Source organism: Curtobacterium sp. L1-20 (genome assembly GCF_048755855.1).
GTDB lineage: Bacteria > Actinomycetota > Actinomycetes > Actinomycetales > Microbacteriaceae > Curtobacterium.
In genome coordinates this window covers 714,788-730,927 of the sequence record NZ_CP151473.1, presented here as the reverse complement: position 1 = coordinate 730,927, position 16,140 = coordinate 714,788, and the positions used below count along the sequence as shown (strand labels likewise).

General features: G+C 75.4%; 14 protein-coding genes. 6 read left to right on the top strand and 8 right to left on the bottom strand.

The features are described from left to right. The first annotated feature begins 139 nt into the window (after positions 1 to 139). A complete protein-coding gene (locus AAEP86_RS04985) occupies positions 140 to 277 on the top strand; it encodes a hypothetical protein (RefSeq protein ID WP_420369430.1) in 138 nt (45 codons plus the stop codon). 48 nt (positions 278 to 325) lie between these two features. On the opposite strand, the gene AAEP86_RS04980 is transcribed toward AAEP86_RS04985, so the two are convergent. Next, a complete protein-coding gene (locus AAEP86_RS04980) occupies positions 326 to 853 on the bottom strand; it encodes a hypothetical protein (RefSeq protein ID WP_420369429.1) in 528 nt (175 codons plus the stop codon). Between the two features lie 177 nt (positions 854 to 1,030). On the opposite strand from AAEP86_RS04980, the gene AAEP86_RS04975 reads away from it, so the two are divergent. Next, positions 1,031 to 2,239, top strand: coding sequence for an MFS transporter (locus tag AAEP86_RS04975; protein WP_420369428.1), 1,209 nt, complete (start codon positions 1,031 to 1,033; stop codon positions 2,237 to 2,239). A gap of 73 nt (positions 2,240 to 2,312) precedes the next feature. Here the strand turns inward: AAEP86_RS04975 and AAEP86_RS04970 are convergent, their stop codons facing one another. Continuing rightward, positions 2,313 to 2,942 carry a TetR/AcrR family transcriptional regulator gene (locus AAEP86_RS04970; protein WP_420369427.1) on the bottom strand — a complete coding sequence of 210 codons (630 nt, stop codon included), beginning with the start codon at positions 2,940 to 2,942 and terminating at the stop codon, positions 2,313 to 2,315. 97 nt (positions 2,943 to 3,039) lie between these two features. Between AAEP86_RS04970 and AAEP86_RS04965 the strand changes: the two genes are divergently transcribed. Further along, positions 3,040 to 3,786, top strand: a complete 747-nt coding sequence (locus AAEP86_RS04965) for an SDR family NAD(P)-dependent oxidoreductase (RefSeq protein WP_420369426.1) — start codon at positions 3,040 to 3,042, stop codon at positions 3,784 to 3,786. A gap of 183 nt (positions 3,787 to 3,969) precedes the next feature. Next, on the top strand, positions 3,970 to 5,154 hold the full coding sequence (locus AAEP86_RS04960) for an MFS transporter (RefSeq protein ID WP_420369425.1): 1,185 nt from the start codon (positions 3,970 to 3,972) through the stop codon (positions 5,152 to 5,154). A 107-nt stretch (positions 5,155 to 5,261) separates the two neighbouring features. On the opposite strand, the gene AAEP86_RS04955 is transcribed toward AAEP86_RS04960, so the two are convergent. After that, positions 5,262 to 5,957 (bottom strand): response regulator, encoded by a 696-nt coding sequence (locus AAEP86_RS04955; RefSeq protein ID WP_420369424.1) that lies wholly within the window; start codon positions 5,955 to 5,957, stop codon positions 5,262 to 5,264. Continuing rightward, positions 5,954 to 7,219: a sensor histidine kinase gene (locus AAEP86_RS04950; protein WP_420369423.1), complete on the bottom strand. Its 1,266-nt coding sequence runs from the start codon at positions 7,217 to 7,219 to the stop codon at positions 5,954 to 5,956. Before AAEP86_RS04950 ends, AAEP86_RS04955 begins: the two co-directional genes overlap by 4 nt. A 132-nt stretch (positions 7,220 to 7,351) precedes the next feature. On the opposite strand from AAEP86_RS04950, the gene AAEP86_RS04945 reads away from it, so the two are divergent. Then, a complete protein-coding gene (locus tag AAEP86_RS04945) occupies positions 7,352 to 8,599 on the top strand; it encodes a glycosyltransferase 87 family protein (protein WP_420369422.1) in 1,248 nt (415 codons plus the stop codon). An 89-nt stretch (positions 8,600 to 8,688) separates the two neighbouring features. Then, the gene (locus AAEP86_RS04940) at positions 8,689 to 9,432 is read left to right on the top strand and encodes an SDR family oxidoreductase (RefSeq protein WP_420369421.1); all 744 of its coding nucleotides are present in this window, start codon (positions 8,689 to 8,691) and stop codon (positions 9,430 to 9,432) included. A 16-nt stretch (positions 9,433 to 9,448) separates the two neighbouring features. Here the strand turns inward: AAEP86_RS04940 and AAEP86_RS04935 are convergent, their stop codons facing one another. Genes AAEP86_RS04935 through AAEP86_RS04920 form a run of 4 tightly spaced genes read right to left on the bottom strand, consistent with a single transcriptional unit; the run spans position 9,449 to position 16,050 of the window. Next, the gene (locus tag AAEP86_RS04935) at positions 9,449 to 10,153 is read right to left on the bottom strand and encodes an ABC transporter ATP-binding protein (protein WP_420369420.1); all 705 of its coding nucleotides are present in this window, start codon (positions 10,151 to 10,153) and stop codon (positions 9,449 to 9,451) included. Continuing rightward, positions 10,146 to 11,114: an ABC transporter ATP-binding protein gene (locus AAEP86_RS04930; RefSeq protein WP_420369419.1), complete on the bottom strand. Its 969-nt coding sequence runs from the start codon at positions 11,112 to 11,114 to the stop codon at positions 10,146 to 10,148. Before AAEP86_RS04930 ends, AAEP86_RS04935 begins: the two co-directional genes overlap by 8 nt. Then, on the bottom strand, positions 11,111 to 13,312 hold the full coding sequence (locus tag AAEP86_RS04925) for an FtsX-like permease family protein (RefSeq protein ID WP_420369418.1): 2,202 nt from the start codon (positions 13,310 to 13,312) through the stop codon (positions 11,111 to 11,113). Before AAEP86_RS04925 ends, AAEP86_RS04930 begins: the two co-directional genes overlap by 4 nt. After that, positions 13,309 to 16,050, bottom strand: a complete 2,742-nt coding sequence (locus AAEP86_RS04920) for an FtsX-like permease family protein (RefSeq protein ID WP_420369417.1) — start codon at positions 16,048 to 16,050, stop codon at positions 13,309 to 13,311. The genes AAEP86_RS04925 and AAEP86_RS04920 overlap by 4 nt, the downstream gene beginning before the upstream one ends. Positions 16,051 to 16,140 lie beyond the last annotated feature (90 nt).

The following is a 16,140-nucleotide window of genomic DNA, read 5'->3' as shown; positions in this document are numbered from 1 at the left end:
CGAGACCGCCGGGGGCTCGCATCGGTGGGACCACGGACCGGGCCAGGACGCCGGCCCCGGGGCCCGCGGCGCCCGTGATGGAGCCGGAATCCGTGGGAACACTGAGGTGGGTCCACGAGCAGCAGCCGAGGATACGCGCATGACGCATTCTCAGGTCAATGACCACCACGAGGCCGACGAGGGAACCCCCGCGGCGGCGACGACGAACACCGACCAGGACGAGCGAGGGACCGACGACGGCGTGGCCCACCACGCACAGCCGCGCAGCGACTGGTGACCAGGGCGGGCCGTCGGCGTGGACGGCCCGCCCCGTCGACCCGGACGCTCAGGCCGGCCCACCCCGTCGGCCCGGACGCTCAGGCCGACCCGCTCCGGTCCCCTGGGACCCCCGGACGATGACCGTCCGACCCGCAGCGCGGCGGGCGAGTGCCTCGCGTTCGAGCCGTTCCTCCTCGCCGATCACCTCCGCGATCCGCGCCCACTCCGCGAAGACGCCGAGTGCCAGGAGGAGCACGACGACCCCGAGGACACCCCCCAGACCGATCGCCACCCACTGCCGGACGTCGTCGTGCGGCAGGAGCAGGACGGCCTGCCCGGCGGCGGCGAAGAGGACCCACACCACGAGCGTGACGAGGACGAGTGCGGTGAGACCGCGGACCGCCCTCGGGTCCCGGGCCCGGCGCCGGAGGGCACGCACGCCCCGCAGCAGCAGGGCGACGGTCAGCACGACACCGAGGGTCGTCACCCAGGGGCCGGCGAGGCGCCCGGCCCCGGGGACGGCCCAGCGCGCGACCCCGACGACCACGGCGAGGACCGCCAGCGCGGCGGTGAGGGAACGGACTGCTCTGATCATGCTCTCGGTCGGTCGCCGGGCCGGTGCGGGCGCAGCCGGGGGCACGACGGTACCAGTCCGGCGCGCCCCGCACGGCCCCGTCGACGGATCTCCGTGGTCCCACGGAGACGCCGGTTCGTCGCCGTCCGGCACGGGTAGCGTTCCCCCCACCGCCCGAGGAGTGCGAGCGACGACGTGATGACCGACGACCGACCGCTGCGCCCCCTCCGGAGCAGCTGGGGACGTGCCGCGACCGCGTGGTTCTGGTCGCTGCAGTTCGCCCTGCTCAACCCGGTGCTCGCCGTGCTGCTGACGACGACCTTCGGTGGTTCCGGCAGCCAGGCGGGCATCGTGCTGGCCCTCTACAACGCGGCCGGGTTCGTGGCGTCGCTCGTCGTCCCCGCGATCGCCGACCGGCGCGGGACCTACGCCGCCGGCATGGTCGCCAGCGCCGCGTGCGGGATCGCCTTCGTGGGCGTGCTGCTCGCGACGCGGTCGCTGGTGGTGGCGGCGGTCTCGATGGTCGTCCTCGGCGCGCCGACCGGGGTGGGGGCGACGCTGCTGTTCGCGCACCTCCGCCACAGCGGCGCGACGCCGGACGCCGTCGTCCGGATTCGCGCGGTGGTGTCGATGGCGTGGGTCGCCGGACCGCCGCTGTCGACCCTCGTCACCTCGGTCGCGCCGGGTAGCACCGTCCTGGTGGTGGTCGGCGCGGTCGGCGTCGTCAACCTCGCGACCTCGCTCGCCGCGGTCCGGTGTCAGGCACGGGCACGGGCACGGGCACGGGGACCGTCCGACCCGGGCGTCGGTGTGCCGAGGTCGGCCCCGCCGGTCCGGCAGCTCCTCCGGTCCGGGCGGACCTGGGGGCTCCTCACCGTCTTCGTCGTGCTCCAGCTCCTGAACGGCGCTGCGGTGACGTCCATGGGTCTGTTCGTGACGCGGGACCTCCACGCGCCGCTCGTGTGGTCGGGGACCGCGCTCGGGCTCTCGGCGCTGGCCGAGGTGCCCGCGCTCCTGCTCCTCGGCCGCCTGCTCCGGACGCGCTCGCCGCGTGGGCTCGTCGCCGGCGGTGCAGCCGTGGGCACCGCCTACTACCTCGGCGTCGCGCTCCTGCACACCCCGCTCGCGCTCGTGCTCCTGCAGCCCCTCAACTCGTGGTTCTTCGCCACGGTCGCCGGGGTCGGGTTGACGGTGTTCCAGGACGCGTTCGACGCGCCCGGCCTCGCGGCGGGGGTGTTCGCGAACACCCGGCAGGTGGCCGCCGTGCTGTCCGGCGGCCTCATCGCGCTCGTCGCGGCGGCGCCCGGCGGCTACGGCGGCGTCTACTGGGTGGGCGCGGCCGGCACGGCCGCGGTCGCCGCGACCCTCTGGGCACGGGGTCGCCGCCGACGCGACCCCGTCGGCTGATCGAGCGCGGCGGCGGACGGGAGGCGCGGTGCGGGCCCGCACCGCGCCTCCCGTCCGCCACCGGGACGGTCCGTCAGCTCCAGTCGCCGTCGTCGGTGCCGAGGTGTTCGCGGCCGACCGCGGTGATCGGGACGGTCGCCAGGCTGGTGAGGCCGATCTGCAGGAGCGTCGCGCGCGCGACGCCGACACGGCCGAGCGTGGACATGCCCTCGATGACCGCGCAGAAGTAGGTGCCGAGGGCCTCCGCGTCGGCGTCGGCCTCGATCTCCCCGGCGGCCTGCGCGTCCGCGATGCACGCGACGTAGTCGGCGCGGATGGCGTCGAACGCGCTGGCCACGGCGGTGGCGACCTCGGCCTCCTTGCTCGAGAGCTCGACCGCCGCCCGCAGGAAGAGCGACGGCGGCGCCTGCCCCGCTCCGTGCTCGACCGCGGCCGACACCAGGACCGTCCGGATGCGCACGATCGGGTGCTCCGTGGTCTGCAGGCTCGCCTTCACCGCGTCGACGGCCTCGGCCGTGTCGCTGAGGAAGGCGCGCATGAAGAGTTCCTTCTTGCCGCCGAAGGCGTTGTAGAGGCTCTGCCGTGCGAGACCGGTGGCCTCGAGCAGGTCGTCGAGGGACGTGCCCGCGAACCCGGTCTCGGCGAAGGTGCGCCGCGCGCGGTCGATGACCTCCGCCTCGTCGAACATGCGTGGTCGTGGCATCTCGGGTCCTCCTCGAACTCGTTCTTGACTGAAATGTCCATTATGCCCTATCGTTCTAGACCAAGCAGTCAACAACTACGGAACGGAGACCACGACCATGGTCGGAACACTCAACGGCAAGACCGCACTCGTCTCGGGCGGGACCTCGGGCATCGGACTGGCGGTCGTCCGCCGCTTCGTCGCCGAGGGCGCGCACGTCTTCGTCACCGGCCGGCGGCAGGAGGCCCTCGACGCCCTCGCCGACGAGCTCGGCGACCACGTGACGCCGGTGCGCGCCGACGCCACCGAGCCGGACGGCATCGAGACCGTCTACCAGGCCGTCGCGGCGCGCGGCACCGGCCTCGACGCCGTGCACGTCAACGCGGGCATCGGCGAGTTCAAGCCCCTCGAGCACGTCACCGCCGAGGACATCGACCAGACGTTCGGCACGAACGTCCGCGCGACGACGCTGACGGTGCAGGGCGCACTCCCCTACCTCAAGGACGGTTCCGCGATCGTCGTCACCGGCTCCTCGTCGGCGTCCGGCACCGAGCCCGCGTTCGGCCTCTACGGCGCGTCCAAGGCCGCCGTCGCCACGCTCACCCGCACCTGGGCGGCCGAGCTCGCCCCGCGCGGCATCCGGATCAACACCGTCGTGCCCGGCCCCACCGAGACGCCCGGGCTCAAGGGCCTCGCGCCGAACGACCCGGACGCCCTGCTGGCCGCCATCGCGAGCAGGCTCCCGTTCGGTCGGGTCCTGCTCCCCGAGGAGGTCGCCGCCGCCGTGCTGTTCCTGGTGTCGGACCAGAGCTCGGGCATGACCGGCAGCGAGCTCGCCGTCGACGGCGGCAGCACCATCGTCTGACCCGCGCCCGTCGCACGACGGACCACCGCCACGACCGGCCACCGGTCACCGGCACCACCCGGACGTCCCACGTCCGGCAGATCGAAGCAGGACCGCGCACACCACGGCCCGAGATGGACACCACGGGAGTGCGGGCGGACCCGACGGTCCGCACCGCACCCCGATCCGCAAGGGAGAGAGCACATGTCACGCACACACCGCAACGGCTGGTTCGGGGTCGCCTCCGTCGCCGTCGGGTCCTTCGGGACCGTCCTGTCCGAGTTCCTGCCGATCGGACTGCTGCCGTCGATCTCGGCGGACCTGGGCGTCCGGATCGGCACCGCCGGGCTCATGGTCGTGGTCACCGGCCTCGCAGCCGCCGTCGCTGCGCCGGTCGTCACCGTCGCCACGTCCCGGCTCGACCGCCGTGTCGTCCTCATCGGCCTCAGTGCCGTCCTGGTCCTCGCGGACGTCGTGGCCGCGATCGCGTGGGCCTTCCCCGTCCTGCTCGTCGCCCGGGTCCTGCTCGGCGTCGCGCTCGGCGGCTTCTGGGCGATCGGCGCCGGGATCGCACCCCGGCTCGTGGCCGCCGCGGACACCATCCGGGCGACGTCGCTGATCACCGCGGGGATCTCGATCGCGACCGTCGTCAGCCTGCCCCTCGGCGCGCTCGTCGCGGCCACCGCGACCTGGCGGGTCGCGTTCGTCATCGGCGCCGGGCTCGGCGGCGTCGCGCTCGTGCTGCAGCTCATCGCCCTGCCCGCGATCCCGTCGCTGCAGCGCATCCGCCCGGCTGCGCTCACGAGCCTGTTCGGCGTCCCGCGTGCCCGGGTCGGCCTCGCCGTCGCCGCGCTCCTCTTCGCCGCGCAGTTCGCCGCGTACACCTTCATCAGCCCGTTCCTGCAGGACGTCGCGAAGGTCAGCCCGGACGTGGTCTCGGTCGCCCTGCTCGTCTTCGGCATCAGCGGCATCGTCGGCAACTTCGTCGCCAGCGCGACGCTCGACCGCTCGGTGGTCGGCACGCTCGTCGCCGGCGGGCTCGCGCTCGCCGCGGCCGTCGCCGTGCTCCCGCTCGTCGCGCACCTCCCGGTCGCGGTCTTCGCGCTCCTCGTCGTCTGGGGCCTGGTCTGGGGCGGGCTGCCGCTCGGCCTGCAGACCCTGATGGCGGGTGCGACGCCGGAGGGCGCCGAGGCCGGGCTCGCGATGTTCGTCACCACCATCCAGGTCGCCCTGGCCGTCGGCTCCTCGCTCGGCGGGGTCGCGGTCTCGGTCTCCGGGCTCACCGCCGACTTCGGGTTCGCCGCGGTGGTCGCGCTGCTCGGCACCGCCGCCCTGGTCCTGCTCCGGGCGCGGTCGACGCGCAGCCACCTCACCCTGGCGCACCAGTAGCCCCGGCACCCGCACGCGCTGACGCCGACCCGGACCCCGGGTCGGCGTCAGCGCGTCCGTGTCGGCGCGCCGGGGTCGGCGTCGGTGCGTCCGGGTGCTGCCCGTGGTCAGGGCGCGAGGGTCGACGGGGAGTCCCCGCCAGCCGTCCGGTCGCCCGTGAGCCGGTACTGGTGCGCGTAGATCACGAGCTGGACGCGGTCGCGCAGGCCGAGCTTCGTCAGGACACTGCTGACCTGGGTCTTGATCGTCGACTCGCTGACGAACTCGATCCGCGCGATCTCGACGTTCGTCCGTCCCGCCGCGACGTGGTCGAACACGATCCGTTCGCGGGGAGCGAGCGAGCGGAACGCCGCCGGCGCCGGCGGCGCGTGCGTCGTCCCCGACTCGAGGCGCAGGAGCGCGGCGAGGTCGTCCGGGCTGACGACGGCGTTCCCGGCGGCGACCGTCCGGATCGCCGTCAGCAGCGCGTCCGGGGTCGCGTCCTTGAGCAGGAAGCCGGCGGCGCCGAGCCGGATCGCCTCGGCGGTCGCGTCGTCGACCGCGAAGGTCGTCAGGACGATGATCTTCGTCGCGATCCCCGGGCCGTCGTCGCCGAGCAGACGCCGCACCACCTCGACACCGTCCAGCCGCGGCATCCGCACGTCGAGGAGGGCGACGTCCGGCACCGTCTCGCGGATGAGGTCGACCCCCGCCTCGCCGTCGGCGGCCTCGCCCACGACCTCGATGTCGGCCTGCTTGTCCAGCATGAAGCGGAGCCCGGCCCGGAACAGTTCCTGGTCGTCGACCAGTGCGACCCGGATCACGTGGCCGCGCCGTCCGGAGCCGCCGCGTCGGGGTCCACGGCGGTGTCCGGAGCCGTCGCGTCGGGGTCCACCGCGCCCTCGACCGACAGCCGGACACGGGCGACGAAGCGCTCGTCGTCGCTGATCGTCTCGAAGGCGCCGTCGACCTCGCGCGCACGGTGCGCCATGTTGCCGAGGCCCCGTCCCGATCCCGCTTCGGCGTCCGGGGACGTCCGGTTCTCGATCTCGAGCACCACGACGTCCGGCCACCAGGTCTCCCGCACGGACACCACCGCGGCGGCGTCGCCGTGCCGGAGCAGGTTCGCGACCATCTCCTGCAGGATCCGTCGGGCCGCGGCGCCCTCGCGCGCGCCGAGCCGGCCGCGTCGTCCACGGACGGCGTGCTCGACCGTCAGCCCGGTCTCCCGCAGGCGCTCGACCACCTCGGCCAGGCCGATGGCGTCCGCCGCACTGGGTTCGGCGTCGATCCCGGCCAGCACGTCGCGGACCTCGTGCAGGGAGGACCGCGCGGCCGCGGCGATGTTCCCGGTGATGCGGTGCAGCTCGTCCGGGTCGTCCGTGAACGCCGCGGAGTCCGCCTGCGCCACGATCACGGCCAACGAGTGCCCCACGACGTCGTGCACGTTCCGCGCCATGTCGGCACGGAGCCGGTCGGTGCGGGCGGACTCCGTGGCGTCGATCGCCCGTCGCTGCGCCCGCTGTCGCAGCGCCGTCTCCGCCACGGCGGACCGGCGCAGGCGCACCGCGAGGCCGACCGACCACGCGACGGAGAGCACGGCAGCGGGGCCGACCAGCGCGGGCCACCGGGGGTCGGGGTCGTTCGCGATCCCCGCCACGAGGCGGCCGCCGGCGAACGAGAAGTCGTACGCGGCGTAGGCGCCGCCGACGACGGCCCCCACGGCACTCGCGACCCGCAGGAGCGGCCCCCCGTACAGGGCGAGGCTGTACACGACGACGACGTACGTCAGGACCAGCGGCGTGAGCCCGTCGCCCGGGAAGGGTTGGAGGACCACGAGGAGGAGCGTCGCGGCGGTGGTCAGGGCCGGACGGCGGCGCACCGCCACAGCGACGAACCCGAGGAGGAGCGCGACCGGCGAGGGGACACCGAAGAGGAAGGGACGCACCACGAGCGGTGTGAAGGAGGCGCCGACGATGGCCAGCCCGAGCAGGACGTCCGCCGGCGGCAGCTGCCGGAGGAACGACTCGACCGCCTTCGGGGTGGGGACCGCGCGCTCGGTCACCCCGCCCTCGTTCCGTTCCACCAGCGAACCGTACCCCGCTCCGATCGCTGCGGACATCGGCCGATCGGGGGAAGACCGGTTCGCCCGGTCTCCGGATGGGGGTCACCGTCCGGGCCGATCCGGTCGACGGGTCCCCGGCCGTAGCGTTCCGGGATGCCGACCGACACCGTCCTGACGCCCACACCCCTCCCGACCCGATCGACCACGAGCCGTCGACCCGTGGTCGCCCTCGTCGTGGCGGCCGCGACCGTCGTCCTGGTCTTCGCCCTGCTCCCGTTCCTGCCGCACATGCTGCCGGTGGACTTCCTCGTGTACCGCGACGTCGTCCCGGTGCTGCTGCGGGGCGGGGACATGTACGCCGGCAACCTCCGCGCCCCGGAACTCGGCCCGGTCGGCATGCCCTTCACCTACACGCCCTTCGCCGCCCTCCTGTTCACCCCGACGGGCCTCCTGCCGTGGTACGCGGCGTTCGTCGGGTGGACCGTCCTCAGCGTCGCGATCCTCCTCGTCGCGGTCCTCTGGGCCTCGGGCTGCCGGAGCGCGGCCGACGTCGGGTACCGGCACCTCGGGCTCTTCCTGCTGGCCTGCAGCACGACGGTCGCGGTGCAGCACCTCGTCTACGGCCAGGTCAACCTGCTGCTGATGGCGCTCGTCCTCGCGGACCTGGTGCTGCCGGACCGCATCCTGGGGCGCCGCCGCCCGACGGGCCTCCTCGTCGGCATCGCCGCGGGCGTGAAGCTGACGCCGGCCCTGTTCATCGCGTTCTTCGCCGTCACCGGGCAGTGGCGCCGACTCGCCTGGTCGAGCGTGGCGTCCGTCGCGACGGTGGCGATCGGGTTCGTGGTCGCACCCACCGCGAGCACCCACTTCTGGACCTCGACCGTGTTCCACCTGTCCGACCGGGTCGACCTCACGGGGAGCGCCACCGCCTCCTCCGGCAACAACTCGGTCACCGGCGCGATCGCCGGGCTCGCCCCCGACTGGACCGGCCTGACGACGCCGCTCGTCGTGGTCGTCGGGGTCGCCGGGCTCGCGGTCGCCGCGATGGTGCACCGCCGTGGCCGTCCCGTCGCGGCGGTGCTCGTCATCGGGCTCCTCGCGCCGATGCTCTCGCCGATCAGCTGGATCCACCACTGGGTGTACCTGTTCCCCGCGGCCCTCGTCGCCCTCCGCGCCGTCGAGGACCGCCGGGCACGCACCGCGATCGCCGTGGGGCTGCTCCTGCTCGTCGTGCCGGGGCCGAGCTTCGCGGACTTCATCCAGAGCGATGCGTCCTGGGCCGCCGCGGTCGCACCGCTCTGGCGGGAGTCGCTCCTGCTCTGCGGTGCCGGCCTGATCGCGGTCCTCGCGACCACGTCGCCCCGCCGGCCGGCACCGGACCGGGCACTGGTGACGAGCTGATCCCCCGGGCGCGCTGGTCGGGCGCGGTACCGGTCGCGGTCCGTGGTTCCGCGGTGGCGGAGCAGCCGGCGCCGTGCCCACCATCGACCATGACCCCACCGACTCCCCTGCCCCGGTCCTCCTCCCCCGTACCGATCGAGGGCGCCTCCGTGTTCGTCACCGGCGCCGACGGCGGACTCGGCACCGAGTTCGTCGCCCAGGCACTCGACCGCGGCGCCGCGGTCGTGCACGCGGCGACGCTCGAGCCGCACCGGTGGTCGGACCCCCGGGTCCGTCCCCTGGTCGTCGACATCCGGGACGGCGCGTCTGTCGAGGCGGCCGCCAGTGCCGCCGCGGACGCGAGGATCGTGGTGAACAACGCCGGCACCGGCTCCGCGGCGTCGCTCGTCACCGGCGACCTGGACCAGCTCCGGGACGTCGTGGAGACGAACCTCTGGGGGTCGCTCCGCGTCGCCCGGGCCTTCGCGCCCGTCCTCGAGGCGAACGGTGGCGGCACGATCCTCGACGTCCTGTCCGCGGCCGCGTGGGACCACCGGTTGAAGTCCTACAGCGTCTCGAAGGCGGCGCTCTGGGCGGCGACGAACGGCATGCGGCTGGAACTCGCCCCGCGCGGCGTCCGGGTCGTCGGCCTCGTGCTCTCGTTCACGGACACGGCGATGCGCCGGACCTTCTTCCCCGGGGTGCCGGACGTGAACCAGCCCGCCGACGTCGTCCGGACCGCGTACGACCGCTACGAGGCCGGCGCGCTCGAGATCCTGGCCGACGCGCACTCGGCAGCGCTCAAGGCCGCACTCGCCGAGCCCCTCGTCGAGGCCGCGTCCGACCCGGAGTGACTCGGCCGTCCGGCGGTCAGTCCGCGTCGCCGGCCGGACGGACCCGCCCGTCGCGCAGTTCGACGACGTGGTCCGCCATGCCGATGACGAGCGGGTCGTGCGTCGCGACCACCGTCGCGACGTCGCGCTCCCGCGTCAGGGCGACCACGAGGTCCATCACCTGGGCGCCGGTCTCGCTGTCGAGCTGCCCGGTGGGCTCGTCCGCGATGAGCACGCTCCGCGGGGACACGAGCGCCCGGGCGATCGCGACGCGCTGCTGCTGACCGCCGGAGAGCTGACCGGGACGCTGGTTCTCGTGTCCCTCGAGCCCGACCGACGCCAGGGCCTGCGCGACGCGTGCGTCCCGCTCGGCGGCGTCCCGGCGCGCGACGCGGAGCGGCAGTCCCACGTTCTCGGCCGCCGTCAGGGTCGGCAGCAACCCGAACTCCTGGTGCACGAACCCGACCACGTCACGGTGCAGTCCGACGAGGGCGTCCTCGTCGGCGCCGGAGACGTCGACGGCACCGATGCGGACGGTGCCCGCGGTCGGGCGGTCGAGTCCCCCGAGCAGGCGCAGGAGGGTGGACTTGCCCGCACCGGACCGGCCGCGAACGACGAGGAGCTCGCCGGGTCGGACCGCGAGGGAGACGTCCTCGCAGCCCACCACCCGGGCGTCGCCGGAGCCGTAGTGGCGCGTCAGCCCCTCGGCGGTCAGGATCGCGTCGGTCGCGGCCTCAGGCATCGTCGTGTTCCGTTCGGTCGTCCGCCGCGGACAGGGGCGCGGCGGGGGCGGTGGTCTGTCCGTCGTCGCCGCGGTACACGCCGACGTGGTCGGGCCGCATCGCCAGGCGGACGCGGTCCTGCAGGCCGAGCCGGTCGACGTACTCCTGCGGCAGCTGCAGCCGGCCGGCCCGGTCGACGAGGGCGAACTCCTGCGGCTCGCCGTCGGGTGTCGTGCCCGTCGTCGTGGACCGCAGCGTCTCGGTCGACGTCCGTCCGTCGCGGATGCGCACGGTCCGGCCGACGTGCTCGGAGACGGTGGCGTCGTGCGTGACGATGAGCGTCGTCGTGCCGGTCTCGTGGTTCACGGTGCGGAGCGTCTCGAGCAGCTGGGCGCTCGTGGACTCGTCGAGCTCGCCGGTGGGTTCGTCCGCCAGGAGCACCGACGGCTCGTTCGCGAGGCCGACGGCGACCGCCGCGCGCTGCCGCTGGCCGCCAGAGACCTCGCCGGGTCGTCGGTCGAGCACGTCCCCGAGGTCGAGCAGGTCGACCAGGGTCGCCAGCCGACCCGCGCGGTCCCGCGTGCCGCCGATCTGCATCGCCAGGAGCACGTTGTCCTCGATCGTCAGGTAGGGCACCAGGTTCCGCTCGGTCTGCTGCCAGACGAAGCCGACGACGCGGCGGTGGTAGTGCAACCGCGACTTCCGCGTCATCGCCGTCAGGTCGACGCCGGCCACGGTGGCGGACCCGGCGGTGGGACGGTCGAGGCCGGACAGGATGCCGAGCAACGTCGACTTCCCCGAGCCGGACGCCCCGACCAACGCCACGAGCTCACCGCTCACCACGTCGAGCTCGAGCCCCTGCAGGGCCTGCACCTCGACGTCTTCGGAGGTGTAGATGCGGACGAGTTCCCGGCAGTGGATCGACCGGTCCGGTCCTGCCGTGAGCGGTCCACCGGTCGCCGGTGCGGTCGTGTCGGTCATGCTGCACTCCTGTCGTCGACGAGGGCCGGCCGTCGCCGGTCGGAGAGGACCGCGGCGACCGTCGCCACCGAGGCGGCGAGCCCGAAGCCCAGGGCGGTGAGCACGACCCGCAGCGGCGCCGGCCACACCCCGCCGTGCCCGGGGACGACGGCCGGCACGACGACGACCGCGGACAGCAGTCCGGCCACCGTCCCGCCGATCACCCCGAGCACGCACCGCGGGATCAGCTCCCACACCGTCACGGCGGTGCGGTCACGCCCGGACAGCCCGAAGGTCCGCAGGAGTCCACCGCGACGGCGGCGCTCCGGTGCGGCGGCGACCACCGTGATCACGACCGCGACGGCGGTGAGCACCGCCGCGAGGGCGAGCCCGCCGACCACGACGGTCGCGGCGCCGCCGACCAGGACGCTCCGGTCGAGGCCCTTGGTCGCTCCCGTGGTGCTCGCCGTCGCGGAACCGACCGCACGGAGCAGGGCCGCGGCCACCACCCCGGTGCCGGTCGCGAGGACCACCGCCCCGAGCACCCACGCCGCCGCGCCGCCACCACGGGCGTCCTCGGCGGTGCCGACGAACGCGGCGGCACTGCGGTCCCGCACGAGGGCCGCGGTCCACCGGACGACCGCCGGCCGGAGTCGGAGGAGGGCGACGACCGCGACGGCTGCGACGAGCAGCGGCGCGGCCACGGCGAGCGGATCACCGCCGACCGTCTGCCCGGCGGCTGCGCCCGCCGCACGGCGGAGCACGGCGACGACGGCGGCTGCTGCCCCGGCGACGACGAGCGCCTCGACGACCCAGCGGTACGGCGCCGCGCGCGGTCCGCGGACCGCGACGGCCTCGGCGACGGCGACGGCCGCGGCCACCGCCGGGGGCACGACCACGCCGACCAGCCCCGCGGCGACCCCGGCCGACCACGACGTGTGCGGCAGGACCGCCACCGCGACGAGCCAACCGACCACCGCTGCCGGGACCGTGGCGAGTCCGGTCTCCACCGCCGACCGCAGCACGGTCGCGCCGGTCCCGGTCCCGCGGGCCCGGAGGAGGGCGCGGTCCTGGCGTCGTCGCGCGACGACGACCGAGGTCGCGAGGACGACGACCACGAGCGCGACGCCGAGCGGTCCGGTCGCGGACACCGCCAGCAGTTCCCCGGACGCCGCGGCGCGCTGCTCGGCGATGCCGAAGAGCCGGGGCAGGAACGAGCTGAACCGGAGGACGCGGACGTCGCCCTCGGGGGTGGTCACGGTCGGCGGGGCCGCGAGCAGCCGGTCGAGTCCGTCGCTGATCGCGGGCTGGGTCGCCGTCGAGATCGACGTGGTGTCCAGGTGGTACCAGGCGGCCACGTCGCCGCCGCCGAGCTGCGGGGCGATCCGGGGCCAGGTGCTGGCGTCGACGAACACGATGCCGTGCCGCAGCGGCGTCTGGTAGATGTCGTAGGTCACGAACGTCCGACCGCGGCCGGGGTCGAGCGCCCAGAAGTCCGAGTCGGTCGTCCGCGGCGCCACGAGCCCCACGAGCCGGGCCGTCACCTTCCCGCCGTCCTGGGCGAGCTGCTGCTCCTCGCCGACCCGCCAGTGCATCTCGCGGGCGGTGCGCTCCGTGACGACCACCTCGAGCACGGTGTCCGGGCCGATCGTCGTGGCAGGGGTGGGCCAGTGCCCCTGCACGAGGCGCGAGTCCGCACGCAGTCCCGGGTAGGCGTCGATCCGGTACCCGGTGTGCTCGGTCAGGCCGCCACGCAGCCCGCTGGCGGCGAACTCGTCGATGAAGCCCTGGAGCGGGGGGCTCGAGTGCAGCCCGACCGCCTGGCCCGAGACGTGCCCGTCGTCCAGGAGCGCTCGGAGCGCCGGCGCCGTGTGCGCACGTGCGGAGCGGAGTCGGTCCGGGAGCGCCTGCCAGACCTGGCTGAAGAAGTGGTCCGGCGCGGAGACGGTGTCGTCGATGGCGAGCGACACCCCCGCGGCCGGGTCGCGGAAGGACGGCGACGCGCTGGCGACGGTCCGGTTCAGGTCGGCGTCCAGGAGGGACGTCACCAGTCGCGGGGTCCCGACCGCTGCCAGGGTGGTCACGGCGACGAGCACGGCGAGCGCCAGCAGCGCCGCCGCCTGGTCGGCGATCGACCGCCGGACGAGCCGTCCGGGCCATGGTCCGCCGCGCCCTGGACGCGGTGTCTGCCGGGCGTGCCCGGTGTCGTGGACGCTCATCGTGCCTCCCGTCCGGTGCGACCGGCCGCCCGGCCGACGGCTGCCGCGTGCGTCGCGGTGACCACCACGACGGCGACGACGACCAGGGCGACGACGACCGCGACGTCCCACCACGCGGGGACGAGCGGGACGCCGAGGCCGACGGGCGCGCGTGGCGCGCTCGCCCGGACCGCGGCGACGCCGGCGAGGCCGGCGGCCGCGATCCCGGCCACGAGGCCGACGACGAGGCCGAACGTGCCGGTCAGGGCCGGGCCGAGTGCCCGGATCCGCGACTGCTGCGACGCCGATGCCCCGACCGTGCGGAGTCCGAGCGCCTCGTCGCGACGGTCCCGCGCGACGGCCGCCGCCGTGGCGGCGAGGATGAGGACGGCGCAGAACAGCGCGGCGGCCGTGCCGGCGAGCAGGGCGAGGACCACCGAGCGGGCGAAGCGCGCCTCGAGTGCTGTGGACGGGACCGAGAGGGTCGCGTCCGGGACGGCGTGGACCAGCAGGGCGCGGGCGCCGTCGTCGGCGGCCCAGACCTCGCGGACGCGCTGGGGGCGCTGGGACGCGGCGAGGACGGCCTGGTCCAGCGTCGGGAGGTCGGCGAGGTAGGCCGCTCCCCCGTCCGTGCCGGGGACCGTCGGCGCGGTGCCGACCACCCGTGCACGGAAGCTCGCCCAGGAGCCCGAGACGGTGAGGGTGTCGCCGACGCGCGAACCAGTGGCCGTGCTCGCCAGGACGGGGACCACGCGCCCGGCGGCCGGCATGAGGCGGATCCCGGAGCTGCTCGACCCGAACTGGAGCCGCGGAGCGCGGACGGCGATCGCACCGGCGTCCGTGGAGTCGTCGGTGCGCAGGCCGGACGCGTCGAAGGCGTCCGCGGCCGCGGTCCACGCGCGGGTGGGGAGCGCGACGGCGGCGTGGGCGACGGCGAGCGACCGGACCGTCAGGTGCACGTCGCGCACGTCGGCGTCGCCCCGGAAACGGAGGTCCAGCGCGGCGAGCCGCCACGGTCCGCCGCTCGGGAGCGTGGCGTGCAGCGTCTGGTCGGTCGGACGGCCGCCGGTCGGCAGCGTGGCCGTCGACGTCGAGAGGGGCGCGACGTCGCCGACCCCGTCGACCACCCAGGCGACGGCCTGGACGCCGACGGCGGGCGCACCGTTCGTCGTCGCGGACGTCACGGTGGTCCGCACCCCGAGGTCCAGCGCGGCGCCGGCGCCGCTGCGGACCGTGCCGAGCGCCACACCGGGCACGCTGCGGCGCAGGCCGTGGACCGCCTGTTGGACGTCGAACGTCCGCGGCGTGACGGGGAGCATCGCGGGCAACGCCGAGGCGTCGACCCCGACGACCTCCACCGTGCCCTCGGCCTGGGCAGCGTCACCCGTGGTGCCGGACGCCCGGAGCACCGGGCGGATCCCGTGCTCCGCGGCACGGCGGTCCCGGACGCCGACGGGCAGGAGGTCGGACGCACCGTTCACCGGGATCGCGCCGCCGACGTCCGCCCGCAGCGCGGCCCCGTGCTCGACGCGGCTGCTGTCCTGCAGGAAGCCGCGGGTGGAGGCGTCGACGGTCGCGCTGAAGACACCGGACGCGACGGCGAGCACCAGCAGCGCCGCGGGCACGGCCAACCGCCGACCGTCCCGCGCGGCGAGCCGGGTGCCGACCGGGCGGACGAAGCCGGTCCCCCGGTCGGCGAGGCGTGCGACGAGGCCCAGTGCCGGCGGGAGCAGGAGGGCCCCGGTCACAGCGAGCGCCGTCAGCAGCGCGGCCGGAGCGACGACGGCGAGCGGGTCCCCGGCCGCTGCGGCACCCGGGCTGCCGTACCGCCAGACGGCGACGGCGGCGACGAGGTCGAGCAGCAGGACGACGGCGCCGATGCGCGTCGCGGCGGCACGGGTCGACCGGCCGGTGGCGCGGGCGTCGGCGGGCCGTTCGCCACGACCCGCCGCGGCGATCAGCGCGCCGACCGTCAGGACGGTCACCGACGCCGCCGCGACGACGAGGTCGACCGCGGTCGCCGGGCCGGCGACGCCCCACCGGGCGGCGGCCGCGAGCGTGCCGGCCGTGCTCCCCAGCGCCGCGCCGACCGCGCCGGTGACGAGTCCCTCGAGTCCGGCGAGGCCGACGATGCGGGCGTCGGACGCACCGCGCGCCCGGAGGAGGCGGTCCTCGGCGACGCGGGACGCCGCGAGGAGGCGGCCCGTCAGGAAGAGTGCGACCGCCCCGGCGATGACGACGATCGAGATCGGGACGGGGGCCGCCGCACGGACGGCGGACGCGGCGGAGGCGAGGACGGCGGAGTCCGAGCGCACCGTCGCGGCGTGCCGGGTCGTGGTGCCGCCGTCGGCGGCGAACTGCTTCGCGGCGGCGGACGGGAGTGCGACGAACCCGGCGTGGAGACCGTCCAGGTCGCGCGCGGTGATCCGGTCGGCGTCCGCGCTGACGTCCCAGGTGGTGGCGTCGCCGCGGACCGTCGTCCGGACGTGCACCGGGACGTCGTCGAACGCCCGCGCCACGAGCCGGTGGAAGGCACGGTCCTGCGCGGACGGGTCGCCGGTCGCCTCGATCTCGAGCGTGCGGGACGCTGCGGGCAGCGCCCGGAGCGCGCTCCGCAGGTCGGTCGTCGGGGCCTGGAGGACGAGGACGAGGGTCGCCCCGGCGACGGCTGCGAGGACCGCGGCGACGAGGGTGACGACGAGCAGCAGGCCGGCTCGTCTGCGGGAGCGGAGGAGCCACGGGCGCGACGCGACGTACATGCTGCCCTTCCTGGTTCGACGGGCGGCGGGGTGGGCCGACCGTCCGCGCGACGATCGCCCGGGTGTTCGGTGGTCCGGACAACGTTAGGG

What these genes read in the sequence shown, in the direction of transcription:
- AAEP86_RS04975 (WP_420369428.1), top strand. Translation starts at nt 1,031, where the DNA reads ATGACCGACGACCGACCGCTGCGCCCCCTCCGGAGCAGCTGGGGACGT.
- AAEP86_RS04960 (WP_420369425.1), top strand. Translation starts at nt 3,970, where the DNA reads ATGTCACGCACACACCGCAACGGCTGGTTCGGGGTCGCCTCCGTCGCC.
- AAEP86_RS04985 (WP_420369430.1), top strand. Translation starts at nt 140, where the DNA reads ATGACGCATTCTCAGGTCAATGACCACCACGAGGCCGACGAGGGAACC.
- AAEP86_RS04940 (WP_420369421.1), top strand. Translation starts at nt 8,689, where the DNA reads ATGACCCCACCGACTCCCCTGCCCCGGTCCTCCTCCCCCGTACCGATC.
- AAEP86_RS04925 (WP_420369418.1), bottom strand. Translation starts at nt 13,312, where the DNA reads ATGAGCGTCCACGACACCGGGCACGCCCGGCAGACACCGCGTCCAGGG.
- AAEP86_RS04970 (WP_420369427.1), bottom strand. Translation starts at nt 2,942, where the DNA reads ATGCCACGACCACGCATGTTCGACGAGGCGGAGGTCATCGACCGCGCG.
- AAEP86_RS04945 (WP_420369422.1), top strand. Translation starts at nt 7,352, where the DNA reads ATGCCGACCGACACCGTCCTGACGCCCACACCCCTCCCGACCCGATCG.
- AAEP86_RS04935 (WP_420369420.1), bottom strand. Translation starts at nt 10,153, where the DNA reads ATGCCTGAGGCCGCGACCGACGCGATCCTGACCGCCGAGGGGCTGACG.
- AAEP86_RS04920 (WP_420369417.1), bottom strand. Translation starts at nt 16,050, where the DNA reads ATGTACGTCGCGTCGCGCCCGTGGCTCCTCCGCTCCCGCAGACGAGCC.
- AAEP86_RS04965 (WP_420369426.1), top strand. Translation starts at nt 3,040, where the DNA reads ATGGTCGGAACACTCAACGGCAAGACCGCACTCGTCTCGGGCGGGACC.
- AAEP86_RS04930 (WP_420369419.1), bottom strand. Translation starts at nt 11,114, where the DNA reads ATGACCGACACGACCGCACCGGCGACCGGTGGACCGCTCACGGCAGGA.
- AAEP86_RS04980 (WP_420369429.1), bottom strand. Translation starts at nt 853, where the DNA reads ATGATCAGAGCAGTCCGTTCCCTCACCGCCGCGCTGGCGGTCCTCGCC.